General features: G+C 60.3%; 19 protein-coding genes and 4 tRNA genes. 14 read left to right on the forward strand and 9 right to left on the reverse strand.

Annotation, left to right across the window (positions count from 1 at the left end; all coding sequences use genetic code 11):
• Positions 1–30: 30 nt before the first annotated feature.
• The 4 genes from acs to U9R81_RS01820 all read right to left on the reverse strand — a co-directional run bounded on the left by acs (position 31) and on the right by U9R81_RS01820 (position 6393).
• Positions 31–1965, reverse strand: a complete 1935-nt coding sequence (gene acs / locus U9R81_RS01805) for an acetate--CoA ligase (protein ID WP_322493831.1) — start codon at positions 1963–1965, stop codon at positions 31–33.
• 218 nt (positions 1966–2183) lie between these two features.
• On the reverse strand, positions 2184–4082 hold the full coding sequence (gene prpE / locus U9R81_RS01810) for a propionate--CoA ligase (RefSeq protein ID WP_322493832.1): 1899 nt from the start codon (positions 4080–4082) through the stop codon (positions 2184–2186).
• Between the two features lie 269 nt (positions 4083–4351).
• Complete coding sequence (locus tag U9R81_RS01815; protein ID WP_322493833.1) at positions 4352–5155, reverse strand: universal stress protein; 804 nt, start codon at positions 5153–5155, stop codon at positions 4352–4354.
• A gap of 77 nt (positions 5156–5232) precedes the next feature.
• Positions 5233–6393 (reverse strand): hypothetical protein, encoded by a 1161-nt coding sequence (locus U9R81_RS01820; RefSeq protein WP_322493834.1) that lies wholly within the window; start codon positions 6391–6393, stop codon positions 5233–5235.
• A 98-nt stretch (positions 6394–6491) separates the two neighbouring features.
• On the opposite strand from U9R81_RS01820, the gene U9R81_RS01825 reads away from it, so the two are divergent.
• On the forward strand, positions 6492–6980 hold the full coding sequence (locus U9R81_RS01825; RefSeq protein WP_322493835.1) for an MOSC domain-containing protein: 489 nt from the start codon (positions 6492–6494) through the stop codon (positions 6978–6980).
• A 63-nt stretch (positions 6981–7043) separates the two neighbouring features.
• Here the strand turns inward: U9R81_RS01825 and U9R81_RS01830 are convergent, their stop codons facing one another.
• Both U9R81_RS01830 and U9R81_RS01835 read right to left on the reverse strand, forming a co-directional pair.
• Complete coding sequence (locus U9R81_RS01830) at positions 7044–7916, reverse strand: universal stress protein (protein ID WP_322493836.1); 873 nt, start codon at positions 7914–7916, stop codon at positions 7044–7046.
• A 25-nt stretch (positions 7917–7941) separates the two neighbouring features.
• Positions 7942–8418: a hypothetical protein gene (locus U9R81_RS01835; protein WP_322493837.1), complete on the reverse strand. Its 477-nt coding sequence runs from the start codon at positions 8416–8418 to the stop codon at positions 7942–7944.
• Between the two features lie 191 nt (positions 8419–8609).
• Here U9R81_RS01835 and U9R81_RS01840 point away from each other — a divergent pair, with 191 nt between their 5' ends.
• From U9R81_RS01840 to U9R81_RS01870, 7 genes are all read left to right on the forward strand, one after another.
• Entirely contained in the window at positions 8610–9863 is a 1254-nt protein-coding gene (locus U9R81_RS01840) for a glucose-1-phosphate adenylyltransferase (RefSeq protein ID WP_322493838.1), read from the forward strand.
• Positions 9864–9904: 41 nt separating this feature from the next.
• Positions 9905–11146 (forward strand): glucose-1-phosphate adenylyltransferase family protein, encoded by a 1242-nt coding sequence (locus tag U9R81_RS01845; protein ID WP_322493839.1) that lies wholly within the window; start codon positions 9905–9907, stop codon positions 11144–11146.
• Positions 11147–11275: 129 nt separating this feature from the next.
• Positions 11276–12463, forward strand: coding sequence for a class I SAM-dependent rRNA methyltransferase (locus tag U9R81_RS01850; RefSeq protein ID WP_322493840.1), 1188 nt, complete (start codon positions 11276–11278; stop codon positions 12461–12463).
• 41 nt (positions 12464–12504) lie between these two features.
• Positions 12505–13713, forward strand: coding sequence for a glycosyltransferase family 4 protein (locus tag U9R81_RS01855; RefSeq protein ID WP_322493841.1), 1209 nt, complete (start codon positions 12505–12507; stop codon positions 13711–13713).
• A 42-nt stretch (positions 13714–13755) separates the two neighbouring features.
• Positions 13756–14850 carry a chorismate synthase gene (gene aroC, locus U9R81_RS01860; protein WP_322493842.1) on the forward strand — a complete coding sequence of 365 codons (1095 nt, stop codon included), beginning with the start codon at positions 13756–13758 and terminating at the stop codon, positions 14848–14850.
• Positions 14843–15445, forward strand: a complete 603-nt coding sequence (locus U9R81_RS01865; RefSeq protein ID WP_322493843.1) for a hypothetical protein — start codon at positions 14843–14845, stop codon at positions 15443–15445. Before aroC ends, U9R81_RS01865 begins: the two co-directional genes overlap by 8 nt.
• Positions 15446–15460: 15 nt before the next feature.
• A complete protein-coding gene (locus U9R81_RS01870) occupies positions 15461–16429 on the forward strand; it encodes a prephenate dehydrogenase (protein WP_322493844.1) in 969 nt (322 codons plus the stop codon).
• Between the two features lie 203 nt (positions 16430–16632).
• Here the strand turns inward: U9R81_RS01870 and U9R81_RS01875 are convergent, their stop codons facing one another.
• Together U9R81_RS01875 and U9R81_RS01880 are read right to left on the reverse strand one after the other, a co-directional pair.
• Positions 16633–16815, reverse strand: coding sequence for a hypothetical protein (locus tag U9R81_RS01875; protein ID WP_322493845.1), 183 nt, complete (start codon positions 16813–16815; stop codon positions 16633–16635).
• Between the two features lie 51 nt (positions 16816–16866).
• A complete protein-coding gene (locus U9R81_RS01880; RefSeq protein WP_322493846.1) occupies positions 16867–17598 on the reverse strand; it encodes a hypothetical protein in 732 nt (243 codons plus the stop codon).
• A gap of 1139 nt (positions 17599–18737) precedes the next feature.
• On the opposite strand from U9R81_RS01880, the gene U9R81_RS01885 reads away from it, so the two are divergent.
• From U9R81_RS01885 to U9R81_RS01895, 3 genes are all read left to right on the forward strand, one after another.
• Positions 18738–18827, forward strand: a tRNA-Leu gene (locus U9R81_RS01885).
• Positions 18828–18835: 8 nt separating this feature from the next.
• Positions 18836–18910, forward strand: a tRNA-Val gene (locus tag U9R81_RS01890).
• A gap of 16 nt (positions 18911–18926) precedes the next feature.
• Positions 18927–19002: transfer RNA gene (locus tag U9R81_RS01895), tRNA-Phe, on the forward strand.
• Between the two features lie 435 nt (positions 19003–19437).
• Here U9R81_RS01895 and U9R81_RS01900 read toward each other — a convergent pair.
• A complete protein-coding gene (locus U9R81_RS01900) occupies positions 19438–20133 on the reverse strand; it encodes a CPBP family intramembrane glutamic endopeptidase (protein ID WP_322493847.1) in 696 nt (231 codons plus the stop codon).
• A 158-nt stretch (positions 20134–20291) separates the two neighbouring features.
• Between U9R81_RS01900 and U9R81_RS01905 the strand changes: the two genes are divergently transcribed.
• The 3 genes from U9R81_RS01905 to fahA all read left to right on the forward strand — a co-directional run bounded on the left by U9R81_RS01905 (position 20292) and on the right by fahA (position 22972).
• Positions 20292–20367: transfer RNA gene (locus U9R81_RS01905), tRNA-Arg, on the forward strand.
• Positions 20368–20435: 68 nt separating this feature from the next.
• Positions 20436–21602, forward strand: a complete 1167-nt coding sequence (locus U9R81_RS01910; protein ID WP_322493848.1) for a homogentisate 1,2-dioxygenase — start codon at positions 20436–20438, stop codon at positions 21600–21602.
• Between the two features lie 113 nt (positions 21603–21715).
• Entirely contained in the window at positions 21716–22972 is a 1257-nt protein-coding gene (fahA, locus tag U9R81_RS01915; protein ID WP_322493849.1) for a fumarylacetoacetase, read from the forward strand.
• The last annotated feature ends 558 nt before the right edge of the window (positions 22973–23530 follow it).

Genomic DNA, 23530 nt, shown 5'->3' on the forward strand with positions numbered 1-23530 from the left:
GATACGTCGCCCCCGCTACACTACTGATGTTTATTCCTCGAGGGTTGACACGTCGCCTTCGGGCAGGCCCAATGCGCGCGCCTTCAGCACGCGGCGCATAATCTTGCCCGACCGCGTCTTGGGCAGCGAGGTCACGAAGGTGATCGAGTCGGGGCGGGCAATCGGGCCAAGCTCGTGGCCGACATGCGCGCGCAGCTTCTCTTCCAGCTCGTGGCTCGGCTCGTGGCCGGCGCGCAGGATCACGAAGGCGTGGATCGCGTTGCCCTTCACCTCGTGCGGCAAGCCGATTGCCGCCGCCTCGGCCACCGCCGGGTGGCTGACCAGCGCGCTCTCGACCTCGGCGGTGCCCAGCCGGTAGCCCGAAACCTTAATCACGTCGTCGAGGCGGCCAATCACCCAAATGTAGCCGTCTTTGTCCTTGCGCGCGCTATCGCCAGCGGCGTAGTACGGCGGCACCTTCTGCCAGTAGCCCTCAACATAGCGTTGCGGATCGTTCAGCACCGTGCGCATCATGCCCGGCCATGGATTCTTAATCACCAACAGACCGTCTTCATCGGGAGCGCAAGGGGTGCCATCTTCATGCACCACATCAACATCAATACTGAGGAACGGGCGGGTGGCCGAACCGGGCTTGAGCGGCACCGCTGGGGTCGGCGTAATCATAAAGTGGCCAGTCTCAGTCTGCCACCACGTATCCATGATTGGGCAGCGGCTCTTGCCGATCTTTTCATAGAACCACTTCCACGCTTCAGGGTTAATCGGCTCGCCGACCGAACCGAGCAAGCGCAGCGTGCTAAGATCGTGGCGCGAGGGCCAGAGATCGCCAAAGCGCATGAGACCGCGGATCGCAGTGGGGGCAGTATAGAGGATGGTAATGCCGTGCTTGGCTACCATGCTCCACCAGCGATCAGGGTAGGGATAGTTGGGAGCACCCTCGTACATAAACGAGGTAGCGCCATTGATCAGCGGCGCGTAGACGATAAACGAGTGGCCAGTGATCCAACCGGGGTCGGCGGCGCACCAGTAGCGATCTTCGTCTTTAATGTCAAAGACGTACTTCAGCGCGGTATAGGTGCCGACCATATAGCCGCCGTGGGTATGCACCACCCCTTTGGGTTTGCCGGTCGTGCCCGAGGTGTAGAGGATAAACAGCATATCCTCGGCATCCATCTGCTCGGTGGGGCAATAGCCGTTGGCGATCGGCAGCCCAAGCAGATCGTGCATCCAGAAGTCGCGGCCCTGCTCCATTGGCGCGCCGTGGTTGGTGTGGCGGAAGACGAGACAGGTCTGTACCGTGGGAGTGCGCGACAGCGCCTCGTTGACGATCTTCTTCAGCTCGACCACCTTGCCGCGCATATAGCCGCCGTCGGCGGTGATCAGCACCTTGCTCTTGGCGTCGGCCAAGCGGTCGGCGAGGGCCGCTTCCGAAAAGCCGCCATAGACCACGCTGTGGGCGGCGCCGATCTTGGCGCAGGCCAGCATGCTGAACATCAGCTCAGGGATGCGGGGCATATAAATGGTGACAATATCGCCCTTCTTTACCCCCATGCTCTTCAGCACATTGGCAATCCGCGACACTTCGTAGTTAAGCTGGTAATAGGAATAGGTGCGCTGGCTGCCATCCTCGCCTTCCCAAATCAGCGCCAGCTTATTCTTGCGCCATGTCTTGAGATGACGGTCGATCGCGTTGTGAACGATATTGGTCTTAGCACCAACAAACCACTTGTAGAAGGGCTTGTTGCTGTCGTCAAGTACCTTCTCCCACGGCTGGAACCACTCCAGTTGATTGGCCATATCGGCCCAGAACTCCTCGCGGTTCGCGATTGTCCACTGGTACAGCTCGTCGTAAGAGCTGAAGCCCTTGTTGCGGGCATAGGCCATCACGTTCGATTGCTCAACCAGCGCCGGATCGGGATAATACATCTCGCTGGTGTCGGGCAGCGCCACATCGCGGGTCTCGGTCATGAGTCGAACCTCCTTGTTGCGTGTCTGCGCGGCAATGCGTTATCACAGCGGATACAACAATTATAGGCGTGGCCGCGCCGGCATGTCAAACCAATGCTATGTGGATATTTTCACGATAGCGAACAATTGTGAGCAGAGATTAAAGATCCGGTAAAGTTTTGCACAACCATTGTGCGGGCGCGCTACGCAACGCGATGCTAGGTGGCGCGCCGGAGCGACTAGAGATCGCCGCGCAACAGCTCGATCGCCTCGCGCACCATATCGACGGTGGCGTCGTCTTCGATCGTGCTCAGGTCGCCGATATTGTCGCCTTGGTACACGGCCCGGATAACGCGACGCATAATCTTGCCCGACCGCGTCTTAGGCAGCATACTGACGAAGTGAACGGCTTTCGGCGTTGCGATCGGGCCGATCCGCTCGCGCACCAGTTGCCGGATTTCGTTGGCGATGTCATCTTGCATTTGCGGCGTGATGTGCTGCTTGAGCACGGCAACGACTAGCACATCTTCGCCCTTCAGCTCGTCGCGCACGCCGATTACGCTCGCCTCAGCCACGGCTGGGTGGGCCGAGACCACCTCTTCGATCTCGCGGGTGCCGAGGCGGTGGCCGCTCACGTTGAGCACCTCATCGGCGCGGCCCAGCATGAACAGGTAGCCGTCCTCATCTTCGATGGCGTAGTCGCCGGTCATATAGAGCAGCTTGTCTTTGAAATAGCCCCAATAGCCCTTCACAAACCGCTCATCGTCATTCCACAGCGTAAGCAAGGTACCGGGGGGCAGCGGGCCATGTTCAACAAGGAAGCCTTTCTCGCCGGGAGGCACCCGGTTGCCATCGGCATCAACCACTTCGAGGCGATGGCCGAAGGCCGGCTTGGTCGGCGAGCCGGGTTTAATCGGCAGCAGCTCGACGCCGACCGGGTTGGTCACCATCGGCCAGCCGCTCTCGGTCTGCCAGTAGTGGTCGATCACCGGTACACCGAGGGCTTGTGTTGCCCACTCGTAGGTTGGCGCATCGAGCGGTTCGCCAGCAGCGTACAGAATCTTGAGCGAGCTAATGTCAGCGTTGCGCATCCACTGTTCGGGGAACTTGCGCAGGGCGCGCAGCGCCGTCGGCGCGGTGAAGACGTGGGTGACGCCGTATTTCTCGATCACCCGCCACCAGATACCGGGATCGGGGTGATCGGGACGGCCTTCGTAGACTACGGTGGGCACGCCTTTGAGCAACGGCGCGTAGACGATGTAAGAGTGGCCGACCACCCAACCGATGTCGCTCGTGCTCCAGAAGACATCGCCGTCGCCGCAATTGTAGATGGTGCTCATGCTGGCGTAGAGCGCCACCATATAGCCGCCGGTATCGCGCACCACACCCTTGGGCTTGCCGGTGGTGCCAGAGGTGTACAGGATGTACGAAGGATCGGTGCTAGCCATGCGGGCCGGCTCAACGTACCGTTCGCCGCGCTTGGCGAGTTGCTCGTGCCAATCGAGATCGCGTCCCTTCTTCATCTCAACCGGGACGATCCCGCGGTTGAGGATAAGCACATCGCGCACGCTATCGACATTCGCTTCGTCGAGCGCCTTATCGACCACCTCTTTTAGCGGCACCGGCTGGCCCTTGCGCATCCCGGCGTCGGCGGTGACAATCAACACCGGTTCGGCGTCGTCGATGCGCGAAGCGAGCGATGTAACCGAGAAGCCGCCGAAGACCACCGAGTGGATGGCGCCAATGCGCGCGCAGGCGAGCATCGCAAAGATCGCTTCGGGTACCATTGGCATGTAGATGATCACCCGATCGCCTTTGCGTACGCCAAGGTTGAGGAACAGACCGGCCAGCCGGTTGACTTCGCGGTACAGCTCGAAGTAGGTGAGCGTGCGCGATTGCCCGGTCTCGGCGCTTTCCCAGATGATGGCAGCCTGCCCACGCTTGCCGCCGAAGGCATGGCGGTCAACCGCGTTGTAGCAGAGATTCGTCTCGCCGCCGACAAACCAGCGCGTAAAGGGAGCGTTGCTGTTGTCGAGCACTTTATCCCATGGCTTATACCAGTGCAATTCAGCGGCGAATTCGGCCCAATATCCTTCGGGGTCTTCGATTGATCGGCGATAGACGGCTTCGTAGCCCACAGCGATCCTCCTCTGCGAGTGTACGCATCATAATGCGAGGGAGACAAATGGTTGCCTTATTATACCATCGCCGAGTCACAGATGGGTGACGATAAAAACGTATGGGGTATCATTGAGAAACCACAACGATGGTTGTTAGGGTGATACAACCTCCTACTAGTCTAGAACATACTGTGATTCCCCTCCCAACCTTCCCCTGCTGAGATTCTCGTCTTTGCGCCGGGCAGAGGGTGAAGCATTGGGCAACGCCTCCGTTTTGATCTGATGAGTTAGATCACGAGCACCGGGATCGGGCTGCGATCGAGCAAATCGTGGGTGACGTCTTGCAACGACAGGCGCTGGAGCAGACCCTGCCAGCTTCCTGCCGGCGTGGTTGGCGCGAGGGCGGCCTGATGGCTGCCGATCACCAGCAGGTCGTATTGGTGACATGCGGCCAGTATGGTCTCTTCAACCAGACCATACACCACCTCTAAGCGCGCCGTCGACCCTTGGTCGTTGATGGCTGCCACCAAGCGTCGCAAGGTGGTTGCCGCGGTTTCGTCACGGGGCGGTATTTCAGTGAACCCATCGAAATAGACTACTTCCTGCGACGTTACGTGCAGCACCGTCACCTCAGCTTGGCACGCGCGCGCCAATTGGCTGACCAGCGGCACGCAGCGCAGCGACTGCTCGCCACCGGCGCTAGCGGCCATGATCCGGCGGATGGGCGTGACCCGGCCATACACACGCAAAAACGGGATGGGGAGCGAACCGAGCAGGCTGAACTCGAGTTGCCGCCGGCGCCAGCTCATAGGGGTGATGTGGGCAGCGAAAGCCGGCACGAGCAGCAGATCGGGTCGCTCGCTGGCAATCGCCGTGAGAATAGCCGCGGCGAAGTTGTCACCCTGACACCAACGGCGCAACTGGATCGCTGGTGCGGGTTGGATCTGCGCAATGGTGTCATCGATCGTCGTTGCTTCGCTCACCGGCGCGATGAGGGTCAAGCGTTCAGCTAGCGCAGCGATGAGCGGCGCGGCAAAGCTCAGCAGCTCAGCGTGCTGCAAGCTGGTTCCGGCGTAGAGCGCAAGGTGCATAGGCATTCTCAAGCGGGGAGGAGGGATTGGGGAGTAGGGAGCAGGCCTCTTGACCAACTCCCGCTCGTCCGGCTTTCCTACCTCACCAGCAACAGCAAGAGTGGCACAATCAACATGACTCCTACAAAACCGATCAGGCGTGGCGTGGAACTAACAATCCATTCTTGCAAACCGAGCAGCACGCGCGCGAATGGGCGATAAAACAAGAGCAAGGCTAGCAGGGAAAAGAAGGCAACACAGAGCATTTCAACCAGCACAATCGTAAATGCGGCGGCGCCGCCGACGATCAGGGCTGCTACTAGCGTATCGATAAAGGTGGTGATGTTTGCTCCCATAATGTAGGGCAGCGCATTCTCGCGCCGAATAATTCCTCGCACGGTCAGCGGCACCAGCATCGACAGCGACACCGATACCGACAGGGTGAACGAAGTAATAGCTGCGCCGAGCAGAAACATCACCCATGGCCGGTAGAGCAATTGACCGGCCTTGCCAAACACCGCTTGCCCGCCGGGCATGTTGGGAATCGCGCGGTCGAGCAGGCTGAAGGCGCCGAGCAGCGTCAATGCGCCTACAATCAACAACGACCATTCCGGCAAGATGCTGACCAAGAGCGCCACGATCGAGTCAATGACCAGATCAATCACCGAGCTGAGCGGGCTATCGGCGCTGGCGGAAATGACTCCCACCAATTGCGAACTGAGCAGCCAATACCCTAATGCCAATGCCGGCAGATAAATAGCGGCAGTTGTTAACAACGCCAGCACGCCAATCGAGACGCTGGCGGCGCGCCGGTGGCCGCGCAGATGGTACAGAAAGCCAACGAAGAGCACAATGAACGAAGCCCCCAGCCGCGAACCGGTGATCATCGTAAAGGTTTGCAAGCCGTCGATCGTACCTGAAGCAAAAAACGCGACTGCGACGGCGGCCACCGGCGAACCGCTGAGAAAGATATAGGCCAGCAACCAGCCAAACCCAAGCGCGTTGGCTGCTGACGAGATGTCAAGCCACGCGATCAGGGTTTTCCCGTAGCCGGCAGCGCCGCGCTTGAGCAATTCGAGCGCCAGCACAAAGACCAATAACCCAATGAGGGCAAAAACGGTTCGTTGGGTTACGGCCCGCCAACGCGGTTGAACAGTTACCGGTGCTGCTTCACGGAGCTCCAGTTGGCCGGCAGCCGTAGGCTCGGTGAGCGTAGTGGCGGTTGGCGGGGTTGGTTTACGGGGTGGTGAGAGTTCCATAAAAGGTGTTTCCTTAGCCTGCAAACGGTTGGTGTGGAACGGAGTTGGTAATCTGGTATGATAGCCGATAGCCGTCTGTTTGAGAAGAGGTGAATCCCATGACTTCAGCGAATGCGCAGGGTCGAGTCGTTCAGATCAACATCAGTCCCAACGGTGGCGTTCCCAAGCATCCGGTGCCTGCGGCCGAAATCGCGATCGATGGCGTGCGTGGTGATCGCCAGCGCGACCGCGAACACCACGGCGGGCCGCGCCGCGCCGTTTCACTCTATTCAGCCGAACGGATTGCGGCGTTACAGGCTGAGGGCCATCCCATTGCGCCGGGCACAACCGGCGAAAATCTGACCATTAGCGGTCTCAATTGGGATCAATTGGCAATTGGCGATCGCTTGCTGATCGGTTCATGGGTTGAACTCGAAATTACTGAATACACCACGCCGTGCAACACGATCGCCGGTTCGTTTCAACGCGGCTGGTTCAGCCGGATCAGCCAGCGTCTCTACCCCGGCTGGAGCCGGCTCTATGCGCGGGTGATCAGCGAAGGTGAGGTGCGGGTGGGTGATCCGGTGATCCACCTGCGTGTCAGATGATATGGGGGGCATACCGACGTATGCCCCTACCGTATGCCCTTCTGGCCACGTCGCAGCAGGCGCCTACGGGCGCACGGCCAACACTGGGATCGGGCTGGCGCGGATAACCTTGTCGGCGGTGCTGCCGACCATGATCTGTCGCCAACCGCCTTGCCCGCGGGTCGCCAATGCAATCGCATCGACCTGCAAATCACGGCTGAGCGTGAGCAATGCGCGCGCCGGTTGTTCGGCAGCGCCAACTGCAATGTCGGCAGGCACGCCTTGCGCTTCAAGCCGGCTGGCGACCTCTTGCAGATATGCCTCAATCTGTTGTTTCTGCTCAGCGTCGCTCAGTTCCTCGCGACGCCGGCGGCGCATCATCACCCGCGCTAGGATCAGCCGCGCATCATCGAGTGACGCCAACGCTTGCGCGTGCGGCAACACCTGCTCAGATAGCGCAGAACCATCAAGCGGCACGAGGATGCGGCGGAGCGGTTGGGCGGCTCGTTGCGCCGGTTCACCCGGTCGCATCAACCAGAGCGGCGTGTGCGTCATCCGCAGGAGTGATTCAGCGACGCTGCCGAGCCAAAAGTGTTCAAACCCGCTCCAGCCATGGGTCGTCATAACGATCAGGTTAGCCTGAATCGCTTGGGCGTGCGCGGCTAAGGTCTCGGCGATCTCGCCTTCGAGTACAGTCGTTGCCGTCTGAATGCCCCGCATCACCGGTGCGGCGGCAATCTGTTCGAGGTAGAACTGCTCGTGCTGAGTGGCTAGCGAGTGCAGTTTGGCGTCAATGATCGGCAACGTCTCGATCACGATGGGCGTTAGTGAATTGGGGTAATGGACATGCGCCAGATGCACGGTTGCATGCACCGCGCGCGCCAGCCGGGCAGCGGCGGCCAAGGCTTGCTCGCCAACCGGCGAGCCGTCAAGCGGAACGAGAATGGTACGAAACATGGCGCGCCTCCTTATGCCGGTAATCTTAGCGAAAATTGATCCGGATCAATCGCCATTGGTCGTTCTCTTTTTGCAATTGGGCCGAAAACGCTTCGGTCGAACCATCAGCGTAGTTCAACTGGCCGGCAATCTCGGCGGTTGTGCCTTCGACATCGCTCTTGATATTGAAACTTCTGAGTGAAACGCTGCTAACCTCGCGGAAGAGTTGGCGGTTGGCAAACAGTCGTTCCAAATCGTTACGTGAAACGACGCTCTGCGCTGAATCGGCGAAGAGGGCGAGCGCCGCATCGGTATCGTTGCGCCTGCCGGCATCCATAAACTGCTTGATCACCTGCTCGATCGCTTGCGTTTCCCCCATCACCCCCGTGAAGAGGCGCCAGCCGCCGAAGACAAACAGGCCGCAACAGAGCGCGATGCTGAGCACGATGATCGCCATGCCGATCAATACCCAACGTTTCCAGCCGGTCGATTGCGGTTGAGGCGGGGCAGGGTAGAGAACCATGCCAGACTCCTGCATCCATGAGACAGTTAATTGTATGATAGCAAACCGCTGGCAGCCGTCTAGAGCATGTTCACGAATTGTTAGGCGGCAATTCACAACCTATCGCTGGCAATCAGCGCGCGTTGCGTGATTGCCAGCTTGGGTTTACAATCGATAGCGCAGCCGGATCTTAGCAATGTTACGGGGGGCGTATGCGCATTGTAGCGATGATTATGGCAGGCGGCGAAGGCACGCGCCTCAGTGTGCTCTCAGAAAAGCGCGCGAAACCATCAGTGCCCTTTGCCGGTAAGTTTCGCATTATCGATTTTACCCTCTCGAATTGCGTCAATTCCGGCATTTTCGATGTGGCGGTATTGACACAATACCGGCCCCATTCGCTCAATGAACATATCGGGATTGGCAAACCGTGGGATCTTGACCGGGCGCGGGGCGGGGTGCGGTTGCTGCAACCCTACCAAGGCCGGCGCGATGAGTCATGGTACCGGGGCACGGCTGATGCGATCTACCAAAATCTGAATTACATCCAAGAACGCCGCGCTGATCTGGTGCTGATCCTTTCTGGTGATCATATCTACAAGATGAACTACAACGACATCATCGACACCCATCTGCGCAAGCGTGCTGATCTGACGGTGGCGGTGATGGAGGTGCCGATTGAAGAGACCGATCGGTTCGGGATTATGACTACCGACGAGCACGATCGAGTGATTGAGTTTACTGAAAAGCCCAAAGCGCGCGATAAGGGCAATCTTGCTTCGATGGGCATCTACGTCTTCAACGCCGATATCTTGATCCGGCGGCTGTCGGAAGGCGGCCCGGAGAAGCCGCGGATCGATTTCGGCAAAGATGTGATTCCGGCGATGGTCACCGAGGATCGCGTCTTTGCCCACCGGTTCAAGGGCTATTGGGTTGATGTCGGCACCATCCAATCGTATTGGGAAACGAGCATGCAACTGCTCGATCCCTCGCTCGAATTTGATCTGTTCGACCCGAATTGGCTCGTCCGCACGCGCAGCGAAGAGCGCCCGCCAGCCAAGATCGGGCCGCAGGCGCGAGTTGCACAGTCGATCATCTGTAACGGCTGCACCATCCGCGGCACGGTGGTGCATTCGGTGCTGTCGCCGGGGGTGTATGTCTCGCCGGGGGCGATTGTGCGCGATAGCGTGGTGATGAACGATACATGGATCGGCCCCGGCGCGGTGCTTGATCGGGTGATCATTGATAAGAAGGTGGTGGTCGGCGCCGGCGCCCGCCTCGGTTTTGGCGATGATCTGACCGTGCCGAACCGCAAGCAGCCTGATAAGATTAACACGGGGATTACGGTGGTCGGCAAAGCGGCCCACATTCCAGCCGGCATAACGATCGGGCGCAATGTGGTGATCAACGCCGATCGCGACGCCGAGGATTTTCCGGCCGGTGATGTGCCTTCCGGCGAGACGATTTGATGTGCGGGTAGCGCACGCTATGCCCATACAGGGGAGTTGGTATGTTGCGTACGTTGGTGATGATATTGGCTGGTGGTGACTCACCGGCGTTGAGTGTGCTGACCGCGGAACGCACCGAGGCAGCGGTGCCGTTTGGCGGTAAGTATCGGATTATCGATTTCGCGCTCTCGAATTGTGTCAATTCGGGGTTGTACAATGTGGCGGTGCTCACCCAGTATCGCCCACGCTCGCTGCACGCGCACCTCGGCGTTGGCCGTCCGTGGGATCTCGACCGCGCGCAGGGTGGTTTGCGCCTGCTCCATCCCTCGCCGACGCCCGACGGTGGCGGCTGGCAGCGCGGCACGGCCGATGCGGTGCGCTACAATCTCGATGTGGTTGAAGATCAGCCGGTTGATGCCGTGCTGTTGTTGGCCGGCGATCACATTTATAAAATGGATTATCGCCCGCTGCTCGAATGGCATGAAGAGCGCAGGGCCGATCTGACCATGGCGGTGCGCAGCGTGAGTCCGCACGACGCTCATCGCTATGGGATCGTCTCGGTCGGCAGCGATGGCCGGATCGATCGGTTTGTCGAAAAGCCGCGCCGGGCCGACTCGAATCTCGCGTCAATGGGGATCTACGTCTTCCGCAAGCAATATTTGATAGACTTGCTCCGCTCGACTGATGCGGTTGATTTTGGCCGCCATCTGCTGCCCAAGATTGTCACGAGCGCTCGCGCCTTTGCCTACAATTTCCAAGGCTACTGGGCCGATGTCGGTACGGTGCAGGCCTATTATGAAGCCAATCTGGCTCTGCTGGCCGAAACGCCGGCGCTCGATTTGTACGATCCGGAGTGGGTCATCCATACTGTTAGTTCTGACCGGCCGGGAGCTGAGATTGGCGAACAGGCGCGGGTTGAGAATAGCCTGCTGAGCGATGGCTGCCGGGTGTATGGCGCTGTGATCGGGTCGGTGTTGTCGCCGGGTGTGGTCGTGGCGCCGGGGGCCGTAGTGCGCGATTCGGTGGTGCTCGGCGATGCGGTGATCGAGGCAGGCGCTGTCCTCGACCGTTGTATCGTCGATGAAGGGGTGCGGATCGAGGAGGGAGCGCGGGTTGGCGATGGCGATGACAACACGCCCAATGCCGAAGCCCCAGAACGGCTCAATACGGGGCTGACGATTGTTGGTCTGAAAGCGCATATTCCTGCCGGCGCGCGGATTGGGCGCAATGTGGCGATCCGGCCACGCACGCAGCCGGCTGCCTTCCCTGCCGATGGTTGCGTGCCGAGCGGGGCGACGATATAGCTCTTTAAAAAGCGGTGACATGTTGCATTGCGAGGGCGCGCAGCCCCCGAAGCAATCCCCCGCTTCAGCGGGAACATTGCCCTTCCCACCTTGTATAAAAGCGTCTTGGCATCTTTACACTGGTTCTTTATGCCGTCACTTGCCGACATCACGATTGATCCCGCCATTCGCGCGCGGCTGCAACAAGGCCATCCGTGGGTCTATCGCAACCATTTGATCGGAACGGAACGGTTGCGTTCCGGGCAATGGGTGCGCGCCCGCTGCGGCGGGTTGGCTGTCTATGGTCTGTACGACGAACAAAGCCCGATCGGGTTGCGAATCTTTAGCCGGAATGGCCCGCCCGATCAGGCGTGGTTCCGCGAACGGGTTTGGGAGGCATGGGAGTTGCGCGCGCCGCTCCGCGATAGCGGGCAGACAACAGCTTACCGTTGGATCTACGGCGAGGGCGATGGTCTGCCCGGTATCGTGGTCGATCGCTACGGCGATTACGCCGTTATCCAGACCTATGCCGAAAGTGTGCAGACCTTGGCGCCGGCCATTGCCGCGGCCCTGCGCGCTGTCGATCCTGAACTGCGCGGGGTGGTGCAGCGCCCCCGCCTTCACGATGATGATGAAGGCGAAGCGCAGCCGGTGTTGTTGTGGGGCGAAGCGCCGCCGCGCGATTTGGTGGTGCAAGAGAACGGCCTCTTCTTTCAGGTTGATATGCTCTATGGCCAAAAGACCGGCCTCTTTCTCGATCAGCGCGATAACCGGCGCACCGTCGAGGGTTTAGTAGCCGGCGCGAGCGTGCTCAACTGTTTTGCCTACACTGGCGGGTTTTCGCTCTATGCACTGCGGGGTGATGCGGCTGAGGTGGTGAGTTGCGATGTCGGACGTGGATTGGCTGAAGCAACGGCTGCCAATCTCGCCCTGAACCGGTTGCCGGCAGAGCGCCACCGGTTCGAGACGGAAGATTGTTTTGCCTTGCTCGATCGGTACGCCAAAGACGGGCGCACCTTTGACGTAGTGATTCTCGATCCGCCAAGTTTTGCCCGCACGCGGGCCAGCCAGCACGCGGCGCTGCGGGCTTATGTGCGCCTCAATGCGCTCGGTATCCGTTGCGTAGCGCCCGGTGGCTTGTTGGTGAGCGCCAGTTGCACGGCCCAGATTGGTCCCGAACAGTTTCGCGCCTTGCTTGGCGACGCGGCAGCGCAAGCGCACCGCCGCCTGCAAATCATTCACGAGGCCGGCCAGCCGCTGGATCATCCGGTGCCGGCCGGTTTTCCCGAAGGGCGCTATTTGAAATTCATTGTTGCGCGCGTGCAGTCGTTGGTGTAAGGCGCTGCCGGTTACGCCTCGGCTATGCTATAATTTCGACTATGCACATACTTCAGATTTCGTGGGAATACCCTCCTCATATTGTGGGTGGTTTGGGCCGGCATGTTGCCGATCTTGCGCCGGCGCTCATCGAACACAAAGCAACCGTTACCGTCATTACTCCGCAATTACGTGGCGGTGAGACGTTCGAGCGCCAGCACAACCTCACGATCTGCCGGGTTGCGATCCCGCCGTTTGATACCGATGATTTTCCTAGCTTTGTCCGTCATACCGGCCGTCACCTTGAACACGCCGCGCATGCGCTCTTTCCCGGCGGCAGGCCCGATCTCATTCACGTCCACGATTGGTTAACGGCTGAAGTAGGAATTGCGCTCAAACACCATTGGCGAGTACCGTTAATTGCGACCGTTCATGCGACTGAGCGGGGGCGTGGCCGGGGTGATCTCAATGGCCATCGATCACAGCAGATTAACGATCTCGAGTGGCGGCTCACGTATGAAGCGTGGCGGGTGATTGTCTGCTCGCACTTTATGGCCCGCCAAATCCGCGAGTACTTTGCCACCCCGCCTGATAAGATTGATGTTATCTCGAATGGCGTCCGCATCCCGCCGCAACCCTTCGCCACGCCGGCTGAATGGGTGGCGTTTCGACGCCGCTTTGCCGCCGACAATGAGGCGCTGGTGATCTTTGTCGGGCGGTTAGTGTATGAGAAAGGCGTCCATATTCTGCTCGAAGCGTGGCCGCGGGTAGTGGCGGAACTGCCGGCCCGGCTGGTGATTGCCGGCGCTGGCAGCGCCTCCGATGAATTTAGACTACGCGCCGCCGAATTGGGGGTCTCGGTTGAGTTTCTCGGCTTTATTAGCGATGAAGATCGCAATCGGTTGTACGCCGTCGGTGATGTCGCCGTCTTTCCCTCGCTCTACGAGCCGTTTGGGATTGTGGCGCTCGAGGCGTTCGCCGCCGGCTGCCCGGTGATCGTTTCAGATGCCGGCGGCTTGGCCGAGGTGGTACAACACGAGCTGAATGGGTTGGTGGTGCCGGCTGGCGATGCGGTGGCGCTTGCTAATGCGCTGTTAGCCAGCTTGCACGCCCCCGCCGAGTCGCGCCTGCGCGCTGCGCGGGGAGCGGCGCTGGCCCGCGCCTACTATACGTGGAACCGGATTGCCGGCGAGGTTAAAGCGGTGTACGATCGAGTGTGGACGGAGTGGAAGGCCGGCGCATGGGGCAAAGAGATTATGCGCCGGGCGTAAGGCAACGTAAAGGCGTTGCGGTGTCATTGGCGGAGTGTACAGATGCCCGGAAATAATTTTGGTCACGTTTTTCGTTTAACGACATGGGGCGAGTCACACGGCCCGGCTGTTGGTTGTACGGTTGACGGCTGCCCGGCCGGTTTGCCGCTCGATGTGGCCGATATTCAACGCGAACTCGACCGCCGTCGGGTTGGCCAGAGCCGGGTCAGCTCGCAGCGGCGTGAAGCCGATGAAGTGCAGATTCTCTCTGGTGTGTTCGAGGGCCGCACGACCGGTACGCCAATTACGATGGTGGTCTACAACACCGACGCGAAGTCGCACCATTACGAGAATATCAAAGACAGCTACCGGCCCGGTCATGCCGATTATACGTGGGACGTGAAATACGGCTTTCGCGATTGGCGTGGCGGCGGTCGTTCATCGGCGCGCGAGACGATCGGGCGGGTGGCCGGCGGTGCAATTGCACGCAAGCTGCTGGCAACGGTAGGGGTGAAGATTGTGGGCTATACCCTGCAACTGGCCGATCTGCGCGCCGAGGTCTTTGACGAAGGGGAGATCGAGCGCAATATCATGCGCTGTCCCGATGCGCGGGTGGCAGCGTTGATGGTCGAGCGGGTCGATCAGGCGCGGCGCGAACTCGATTCGCTGGGTGGGATTGTCGAAGTGCGGGCGCGTGGTGTGCCTCCCGGCCTCGGTGAGCCGGTCTTTGACAAGTTGCAAGCCGATATTGGCAAGGCAATGTTCTCCATTCCGGCAATCAAAGGCGTTGAAATCGGCGAGGGTTTTGGCGTAGCGATGCTGCGCGGCTCGCAAAATAACGATCCGTTTATTCGTCGTGACGATGGCACAATCGGCACGGCTTCCAACCATCACGGCGGCATTCTCGGCGGTATTTCCACTGGTGAGGAGATTGTGGTGCGGCTGGCCGCCAAACCGCCGGCCAGCATTGCCCGCCCGCAACAGACGGTGGATCGCGACGGCAATCCGGTGACGATCGAGGTGCATGGCCGTCACGATCCGACCGTGTTGCCGCGGTTGGTGCCGGTGGCTGAAGCAATGCTGGCGTTGGTGCTGGCCGATCATCTGCTGCGCCAGCGCCTTGCCCGCGTGGCATGGCCGGAGCAGCGCGATGGCTGAACACGAGCCGGTTGAGTCGCCAACGCGCTGGTTGCCGGCGCTTGGTCTGCTGGCGGGGTTGAGTTGGGCGCTCGTGATAGGGATGGTCATCGGCGTCGATCTGGCGCGCGGGCCAAACCTGTTGTCGCCGATCCATCTCATCTTTCACGCCATGGCCCTTATGACCGGCATCCTGACCTTCTGGCCGTTGGAAAAGTGGCTGGGTTTGGCTGGCCTCACGGTGGAAGGGACGCTCGGGGTCTGGTTATTGTTCACCGCCATCGCGATCATACCGGCTCCAACCGGTACCCTGCTCGACCCGCCGGATACGCCGGTCTATGCGCTGATGCTGTTTGCCGTCTTTCTCAGCGTGGCCGCAATCGCGCGTCCGGTGATCGCAGTGCTAAGCCGGCGCTGGCTGGCGCTCAAGGCATGGGCGCGCGACAATCGGCGCGTGCGGCGCGAGTCGTATGAGGCTGGCATCTTAGTCGCGGCAGCGCTGGCTTTAGCCGCGCTCCGCGCGCTCGATCCGATTAAGCTGATTGCATTGGCGGTGATTGTCGTGTTGGTTGAGATTCTCTTATTGTCGTTGATCGGCGTAGAACCGGCGGGTTAGGAGAAGAGGAAACCCATGATCCGCATTGCTATCATTGGTCTCGGCTTAATCGGCGCGTCACTCGGTATGGCGCTGCGCAACGCCGACCCCAAAGAGTCGCCGCTCGGCGCGGTCGAGGTGATCGGGTTCGACCGCGAGCCGCGCGTGATCCGCGAGGCGCGGGGGAGATTGGCGATCGATCGTGAAGCGCGCACGCTGGCCGAAGCGGTGCGTGAGGCGCAGATGGTGGTGGTGGCGACACCGGTGCGCGCGATGCAAGAGGTGTTTCGCGAATTGGCCACCCTCTTGCCCGCCGGTGCGGTCGTGACGGATGTCGCTAGCACCAAAGCGCAGGTCTGCCGCTGGGCCGCCGAACTCCTCCCGCGCACGGTCAGTTTTGTCGGCGGGCATCCCATGGCCGGGCGCGAGAAGTCGGGGCCGGCTGCCGCCGATCCTAATCTCTTCCGCGAGGCGATCTACTGCCTAACGGTGACTGGCGATACTGCGCCGCAGGCCATCGAAGCGGTTGAGGCGTTGGTGCGCGCGGTCGGTGCGAAACCGTACTACATCGACCCCGAAGAGCACGATGCGTATGTGGCTGGCATCTCGCACCTGCCGCTGCTGCTCTCGGTCGGCTTAGTGACGGTCACCGGCAACAGCCCGGCGTGGAAAGAGATGGCGCCGCTGGCTGCCACCGGATTCCGCGATGTCTCGCGTCTTGCCTCCGGCGATCCGCAGATGCAGCGTGACATCTTGCTCACCAACCCGCACGGCCTCACCCGCTGGATCGACGAGCTGATCCGTTTCCTCGTCACCGCGCGCGAACAGATCAATGCCGGCGATGCTGCGGCTATCGAGCAGATGCTGCGCCAAGCCAAAGCCACCCGCGATGCATGGCTAGAGAGCAAGCCGCACTTGCGCCCCGGCGAAGCCGATTTTAATGCTATGCCCACAGTCGAACGGCCCAGCCTGCTCGGTTTCCGCTTGCCGAAGCGGGAGAAGTGAGCGAGTTGAGATAGTTGCCGCAGACAGCATTGCTGGTTGAGCAACGTTGCAAAACGGTAGCTACCAACCTCCGCCTTCGGCTATGTGCAGTCGAAGGCGGAGGTTGGTGTGCTGAGCCTTGTTAGCGATAAGGTGTGGCTGATCGCAACACGCTACTCTTTTGTTGCTTGGACCCTCCTCAGTTATCTCCAGCTAGCTAGTGCTCACCGTGTCACCAACGGTATGTAGAGCATGCTATCTGGTGAACCCCAAAACCCGCCGTACAACGTATAGCTGCCGCCACTGGCCACACCTGCGTCAGCTTGGCCGATGGTGCTGCCAAGAGTATAGCTGCCGCCGGCGCTGAAGGTAGTTGCCGCCGCTATCCATCGTATCCATCGCTTCATCGTTGATCCTCCGTCGCCGGATACAGCGGCAATGGTGAAGCTGGGGTTTGGTTACTGCTCAGAGAGAGGCAAGCCATACGCTTCTGGTGCAAGATACAAACCGCGTTCAGGCACTGGTTTGACCGCTTCCGTCGTCACCGGATGCGCGCGCAGATAGGGATCGTTGCGGGTGGCAGTGACTTCCCATGACACTTGTGCGCCAGCGACACCGCCGGCAATGTGGAACAGATTGCCGGTGATGGGCTGCGCTTCGTGCAAATTGGGCATTGCTGCGCCGATCGGGGTGAGTTGGTAAAGAAACGGCTCAGCATTGATCGCGGCAAAGTAGTCTGGGAGCGTGACGATGGCGGCGCCGGTGGAGTCGAGGGTGACGATGCCATTATACACATTCTGAATAATCGGTCCTTCTTGGGCAAAGTGGTAGCGGTACTTATTGGCCGGATCGAGCGGATGATCGATGACAAAGGTCTTCACGCCAGTAGCCTGCAAATTGCCGATTACCCGCACGCCCTGCCCGCCCTCAAAATAGCCGGCATAACCGTTGGGACTCACAACTGTACCGCGCACGCCGAAGGTTGAGCCGCTGGTAGCAGTCGCTTGCCCAAACACACCAATACCGCTTGAACTTGCCGTTGTACCGCGGACACCATAGGCCAGACCGCTGGTCGCGGTTGCTGCCCCCAAGACGCCAGTGCCGCCACCATAAGGACTCTCACCCCATACCCCAATTGAGAAGCCAATCGTATCGGACAGCACCTTCCCATAGACGCCGACCCCGTGCACTGATATGCCGTAGACACCAACTCCGCCAGATGTGTGTTCGCCCTATACGCCGAAGCCAGCCGAAATGCTATTGCGATTAATGCCTCGCACACCGCTACCGCTTGATGGTGTAGCGGTCGGTGTAGCTTCACCGAGCACGCCAGCGGCATCTGTGCAGCCGATCGCGTTACGCCATACACGCCAATTGCTGGGCCGCTCGTCGCCCAAGCCTCGTCGGTGACGCCTCTGCCATTGCTACTAGCGGTAAGGCCAAAGACCCCTACGGCGTCACCACTGCTGGCGCTAGCAAATCCGGCTACGCCGCGACCGTTTGGACTGTCGCTGCGCCTATACATGCCATACGAAAGGCCGCTCGTAATGGTATTGTACGCGAATAGGCTGCTGTCGCCGCTGACATCGCCTACTATCTGCGCCCCCGGTCGCAAGCTAAGCGTATAGGGCGCTGCGGTTAAGGGTTGTCGTGGGGTCAGGATTGTGTACGAACCGCTGCCGGCAGGACAGCGTACGGCGACGTCGAGCCTGCGCGCCTGACCGGTAAAGGCATTACTACCGAAATCCAACGCCGGGATAGTAAACAACCCGCCGGTGACGGTTACGCCATTGATTGGCGTCGTTCCCAATGCGGTTCCCCCACTCGCGCTATCCCACAGCGTAAATTGAAAGTCACACACGCCTTGGACTGGTGCGCCATCTTTGCTAAGGCGACCTTGATAGGTAAATGCCGTGCCGGTATTTGCTGCCAACATCGCCCCGCCGGAAACACCCGGTTGCGCTTGCGCGATAGTGACCGCCAACGTATCCACCAGACCGATAATGACAATGTTCGACCACTGCCGTTGCATACGCTTCCTCACCTCAATTGAAATCCGAATGCCATGATGGCCACGCTTGACCGTTTCAACGGATGCGAGCCGTGCTTTACCGTTGCTTGTGTGGAACATAAGCGAAACGGCAGACTCGGCTCTATCATCCTTAGCCGGATAGCTGAGGGAGAGCTGGCGTATGCCATTCGATTGATTCGTGACAAGCGCAGAGAAAGCGCCTGTTATGATAATGACGCAACTCCGGCAGTGCAAGGATGTCGCTAGTCCTAATTTGACAAGTGGGCCGTCATTTCGTATAATAAAGAGGCGTTGAGCGCCCAGGTGGCGGAATTGGCAGACGCGCTAGGTTGAGGGCCTAGTGAGCTAACCACGCTCGTAAGGGTTCAAGTCCCTTCCTGGGCACCATACGTCGGGGGCGATTAGCTCAGCGGTAGAGCACCTCGCTTACACCGAGGGTGTCGGCGGTTCGAACCCGTCATCGCCCACCATTGTCAGCGGTGGCGGGCCAAGATAGCTCAGTTGGTAGAGCATCGCACTGAAAATGCGAGGGTCGCCGGTTCAAGTCCGGCTCTTGGCACCACGATACACAGTACCCGCTCTGCATTGCAGAGCGGGTACTGTGGTTTTGTAAGTCAGTGTCACTGCACGGGTGTCAGGAATGATGCGGCCTAGTATGGAGTGCGGCAGTACAATTGCCGCACCACATTGGCGGTCATGACGACGCACGGGCATCGGAAACGGCAGCGCCCCGCTGTGGAGTGCGGCAGTCGCACTGCCGCGCTCGATACGAAGGTTATGATGATGCACGGGCATCAGAAACGATGCGGCCTAGTAGGAAGTACGGCAGTTACACTGCCGCATTCGGCAATTGGCCTGTCTGCCTCTGCGGTTATCTTGCATTCGCGACTAGATATTGTGCCGTTTTCCACACCTCTCCACAAAATGTGGATATGGATTACTATTGGAGGGTTAAGCCACGTGAAGAGATTGCGGATTAATCCCTCCTCCCTATCCATCACCCGCGCGCCAGTGCCGGAATGATAAAGATATCGGCCACCATCGCTACAATGCTCAGGCCGTGCAACCACACCGCGGCCCAAACGTTGCGCGTGCGCAGCACCAGATAGCCTCCGATCACGCCAATCGGCAGCGCCATGCCCACCATCAGCCAGCGCTCGAACATTGGCACCGGCGCGACGAAGAGATGGTTGAGCGCGTAGAGTACGGTGGTAATAGCAACTGTCAGATGCGTGTTGAGACCGGCGTCGCGTAGGCCGAGCAGCAACACGCCGCGCCAGAGCAGTTCTTCAGCCAGCACCAGCACCGGGAAGAGGTAGAGTAACCCCATCCCGACCAGTATTGTCTCCATTGCTTCCATCGGTGCGCCGCCGCTGCGGTAGTAGAAGAAGGTGTTGACCCAGTCGAGCAGCATTAATGCTGCGCCGATCCCGCCGCCCCAGATCGTAGCGGCGCGCAGGTTGGCGCGCGTGACCCCAATCAAGGCCCAGCCGCCGGCGGTTTTCCCTAGCCAGATCGCGACTCCGAGCCCGCCTAACACGTAGAGGAACAAGGCCGGCCATTCGGTGAACCCGCTCAGCCCGCCGATCAAGCCCAAGACCCAGACTGCTGCTACCAGCCCGAACCCCCAGCGCAGGCGTGGATCTCGCAGCAATGCTCCTGATGATGATGGCGTCAATGCCGGTGCGCGCATACGCAACCTCCTTGCAGGTGTTTCTCAGCCGTGTCGCTGATCTCTCGCCATTGTACGCTGTTGGCATCAGGTTGCGGCAAAACATCGCGCAACCAAGGTTGTAGTCTGCTTACACGTTGCGCAAGCGGGCCAGCTATGCTACACTAATGGCGCCGAATGGCCCGGTAGCTCAATGGATAGAGCAACGGTCTTCGGAACCGTTGGTTGGGGGTTCGAGTCCCTCCCGGGTCGCCAGCTCGCCCGGCGCTGCCGCGTCGGGCGAATCTTTATCAGAACGACACCGCGGCACAAGGAGGTGTGCGATGCCGTTTTACCAGCGTCTCGGCCACGTTCCCCACAAGCGCCATACTCAGTTCCGTAAGCCTGATGGCAAGCTCTACCGCGAAGAGGTGATGGGGCTTGAAGGCTTTCACGGCATTCAGTCCATCCTCTACCACCACTTCTTGCCGCCACGAGTGCTCCGCGCCGAACTGGTCGGTTCCGCCAAGCCGGAATACGTCGAATTCGGCCCCATCCGCCACCGCGCGTTTGCCACGGCTAACGTGCCCGCCGGCGGCGATCCGGTGAGCGCTCGCGTTACCTTGCTCGGCAACAATGATGTGACGATCGGCGTGAGCCGGCCCACCGAGAGCATGGCCAGCTTTTACCGCAACGGCCAAGCCTACGAGGTGTGGTTTGTGCATGAAGGCAGCGGCGATCTGCTCTCGCAGTTTGGCCGGTTGCCGTTTAGCGCCGGTGATTACGTCGTCATCCCGTTTGGCGTGACGTGGCAGATGCAGCTCGCTGGCCCGGCCCGCTTTTTGGTGATGGAAGCGACCAGCCAGATCGCGCCCCCCAAACGCTACCGCAACCAGTTTGGCCAGTTGCTCGAGCACGCGCCCTATTGTGAGCGGGATATTCGCGGCCCTAGCGAGTTGCTCACGTTCACCGATACTGGCGAGTTTGAGGTGTTGGTCAAGGTGCGCGACCAGCTTACCCGCCATATCCTCGACCATCACCCCTTTGATGTCGTCGGCTGGGATGGCTACCTCTATCCGTGGGCCTTTTCCATTCACGACTTCGAGCCGATTACTGGCCGCATCCACCAGCCGCCACCGGTGCATCAGACCTTCGAGGGCCATAACTTTGTGATCTGTTCGTTCGTGCCGCGTCTGTTCGATTACCATCCCGAAGCGATTCCAGCACCGTACAATCACTCGAATGTCAATTCTGACGAGGTGATCTACTATTGCGACGGTAATTTCATGTCGCGCCGCGGGATCGAGCGCTGTGACATCACGCTTCACCCCGCCGGTTTGCCGCACGGCCCCCAGCCGGGCAGCACCGAGGCCAGCATCGGCGTGAAAGAGACCCGCGAGCTGGCGGTGATGATTGATACGTTCTACCCGCTGCACCTGACGACCGCCGCCCTTGAGCTAGAGAAGGCGGGCTATATGGATACGTGGAGCGTTGGCGGGCCGGAGGGGTAGAAGATAGGTGTTTCCTGCCTCCTTACTCCCGGCGTTGAGAGTAGGGAGGTAGGGAAGAGGGAGTAGGGATCTCGTTGAGACACGATGATGAAGCCGCTTGCATAACAAACCCTATGCCACTGCAAAGCTTTCTGCCAATCGCATCTGACAGTGATTTTCCGCTCGAGAATCTGCCCTACGGTGTTTTCCGCCCGCGTCGTGGCGGGCCGGCCCGCGTTGGCGTTGCGATCGGCGAGTATGTGCTCGATCTGGCGGCGCTCGACGAGGCCGGTCTGCTGGCGATGACGCCGGTTGGCGGGCAAGAGATCTTTGCTCGCGATGCGCTCAACGCCTTTATGGCCGCTGGGCCGGCGGCATGGCAAGCGGTGCGCAACACGTTGCAACGCTTGCTCGCCGCCGATGAGCCAACGTTGCGCGATCACCAGCCGCTGCGTGACGCGGCGCTGATCCGGCAAAGCGAGGTTGAGTTGCTGCTGCCGGTGCAGATCGGCGATTTCACCGATTTCTACTCGTCACTCTACCACGCCACCAACACCGGCAAGATGCTACGGCCCGACAGTCCACCGCTCTTCCCCAACTGGCGGCACATGCCGGTCGCCTACCATGGCCGCGCCAGTACCGTGGTGGTCAGCGGCACCCCCATTCCCCGTCCGCATGGCCAGATCAAGCCGTCGAGCAGTCCAGCGCCATTCTTTTCACCGTCGCGGGCGCTCGATTTCGAGGTCGAGTTGGCGATGGTGATTGGCGTGGGCAGCGAGTTTGGGGCGCCGGTGCCGGTTGCCCAAGCCGAAGAGCGGATCTTTGGCTTGGTGATTCTCAATGACTGGAGCGCGCGCGATATTCAGGGGTGGGAATACCAGCCGCTTGGCCCATTCTTGTCGAAGAATTTCGCTACCACCATTAGCCCGTGGGTGGTGCCGCTCGCCGCGCTCGAACCGTTCCGCTGCGCCGGCGAGCCGCAAGATCCGCCGCCGTTGCCCTATCTGCACGCTCCCGGCCTTGGCCATTTCGACATCACGCTGGAGGTCTGGCTCAACGATACCCGCATCTGCCAGACCAATGCCCGCCACCTGTACTGGAGCTTTGCCCAGCAGCTTGCCCACCATACGGTGAATGGCTGCCGGCTGCGACCCGGCGATCTGATGGGGTCGGGCACGATCAGCGGCCCCACCAAGGAGGCGCGAGGGTGTCTGTTTGAGTTAACGTGGCGTGGCACCGAGCCGTTGCAACTAGCCGATGGCTCAAAGCGGCGCTGGCTGGAAGACGGCGATACGGTGACGATGCGGGCATGGGCACAGGGTGATGGCTACCGGATTGGGTTTGGCGAGGCGACAGGCACGATTGTGCCCGGTGTGGCGGTGAGCGGGTAGCCAAGCGGCGCAAAGCGAGCAAAGACGTTCAACGCAAAGGCGCAGAGCGAGCAAAGGCGCAAAGACGTTTAACGCAAAGGCGCAGAGCGAGCAAAGGCGCGAAGGACGCAGAGCGCGCGAAGTGGTTTGGGATGGTTGTCAATCCCTGCCTTGACACGACCCCCTCCCCCAGCGGGGGAGGGGCTGGGGGCGGGGGCCACACAACCCAGCGAGGGGTTGGGGGTGGGGGCAGATCTCCCCCGGTGGGGGAGGGGTAAGAACACGTGGATAACCACAACAAGACTCAAAAAGCACAAAACTTCTCTGTGCTATTTGTGTCTTTTCGTGGCTATTCCCTACCCGCCCGCGGCTCCCCCGCTCCCGCCGTCAGGGGGGAGCGGGGGTTGGGGGTGAGGGCCAGCAGCCCGCGTAGCGGGCTTCGTAACCCCAGCCCGGCCCTTCAGGGCCGGGTAGACATTCCCCACCCCCAGCGGAGGAGGGACTGGGGGTGGGGGCAAGGCTATATACATCACCACAACCAGCCGCAAAAAGCACAAAGATTTTTGTGCTATGTGTGTC

It is taken from the genome of Chloroflexus sp. (assembly GCF_034435895.1).
Classification (GTDB): domain Bacteria; phylum Chloroflexota; class Chloroflexia; order Chloroflexales; family Chloroflexaceae; genus Chloroflexus.

Coding starts and splice junctions, on each gene's coding strand:
- acs (WP_322493831.1), bottom strand. CDS start 1,965: ATGACCGAGACCCGCGATGTGGCGCTGCCCGACACCAGCGAGATGTAT.
- U9R81_RS01815 (WP_322493833.1), bottom strand. CDS start 5,155: ATGCACCTTGCGCTCTACGCCGGAACCAGCTTGCAGCACGCTGAGCTG.
- U9R81_RS01820 (WP_322493834.1), bottom strand. CDS start 6,393: ATGGAACTCTCACCACCCCGTAAACCAACCCCGCCAACCGCCACTACG.
- U9R81_RS01825 (WP_322493835.1), top strand. CDS start 6,492: ATGACTTCAGCGAATGCGCAGGGTCGAGTCGTTCAGATCAACATCAGT.
- U9R81_RS01830 (WP_322493836.1), bottom strand. CDS start 7,916: ATGTTTCGTACCATTCTCGTTCCGCTTGACGGCTCGCCGGTTGGCGAG.
- U9R81_RS01835 (WP_322493837.1), bottom strand. CDS start 8,418: ATGGTTCTCTACCCTGCCCCGCCTCAACCGCAATCGACCGGCTGGAAA.
- U9R81_RS01840 (WP_322493838.1), top strand. CDS start 8,610: ATGCGCATTGTAGCGATGATTATGGCAGGCGGCGAAGGCACGCGCCTC.
- U9R81_RS01845 (WP_322493839.1), top strand. CDS start 9,905: ATGTTGCGTACGTTGGTGATGATATTGGCTGGTGGTGACTCACCGGCG.
- U9R81_RS01850 (WP_322493840.1), top strand. CDS start 11,276: ATGCCGTCACTTGCCGACATCACGATTGATCCCGCCATTCGCGCGCGG.
- U9R81_RS01855 (WP_322493841.1), top strand. CDS start 12,505: ATGCACATACTTCAGATTTCGTGGGAATACCCTCCTCATATTGTGGGT.
- aroC (WP_322493842.1), top strand. CDS start 13,756: ATGCCCGGAAATAATTTTGGTCACGTTTTTCGTTTAACGACATGGGGC.
- U9R81_RS01865 (WP_322493843.1), top strand. CDS start 14,843: ATGGCTGAACACGAGCCGGTTGAGTCGCCAACGCGCTGGTTGCCGGCG.
- U9R81_RS01870 (WP_322493844.1), top strand. CDS start 15,461: ATGATCCGCATTGCTATCATTGGTCTCGGCTTAATCGGCGCGTCACTC.
- U9R81_RS01875 (WP_322493845.1), bottom strand. CDS start 16,815: ATGAAGCGATGGATACGATGGATAGCGGCGGCAACTACCTTCAGCGCC.
- U9R81_RS01900 (WP_322493847.1), bottom strand. CDS start 20,133: ATGCGCGCACCGGCATTGACGCCATCATCATCAGGAGCATTGCTGCGA.
- U9R81_RS01910 (WP_322493848.1), top strand. CDS start 20,436: ATGCCGTTTTACCAGCGTCTCGGCCACGTTCCCCACAAGCGCCATACT.
- fahA (WP_322493849.1), top strand. CDS start 21,716: ATGCCACTGCAAAGCTTTCTGCCAATCGCATCTGACAGTGATTTTCCG.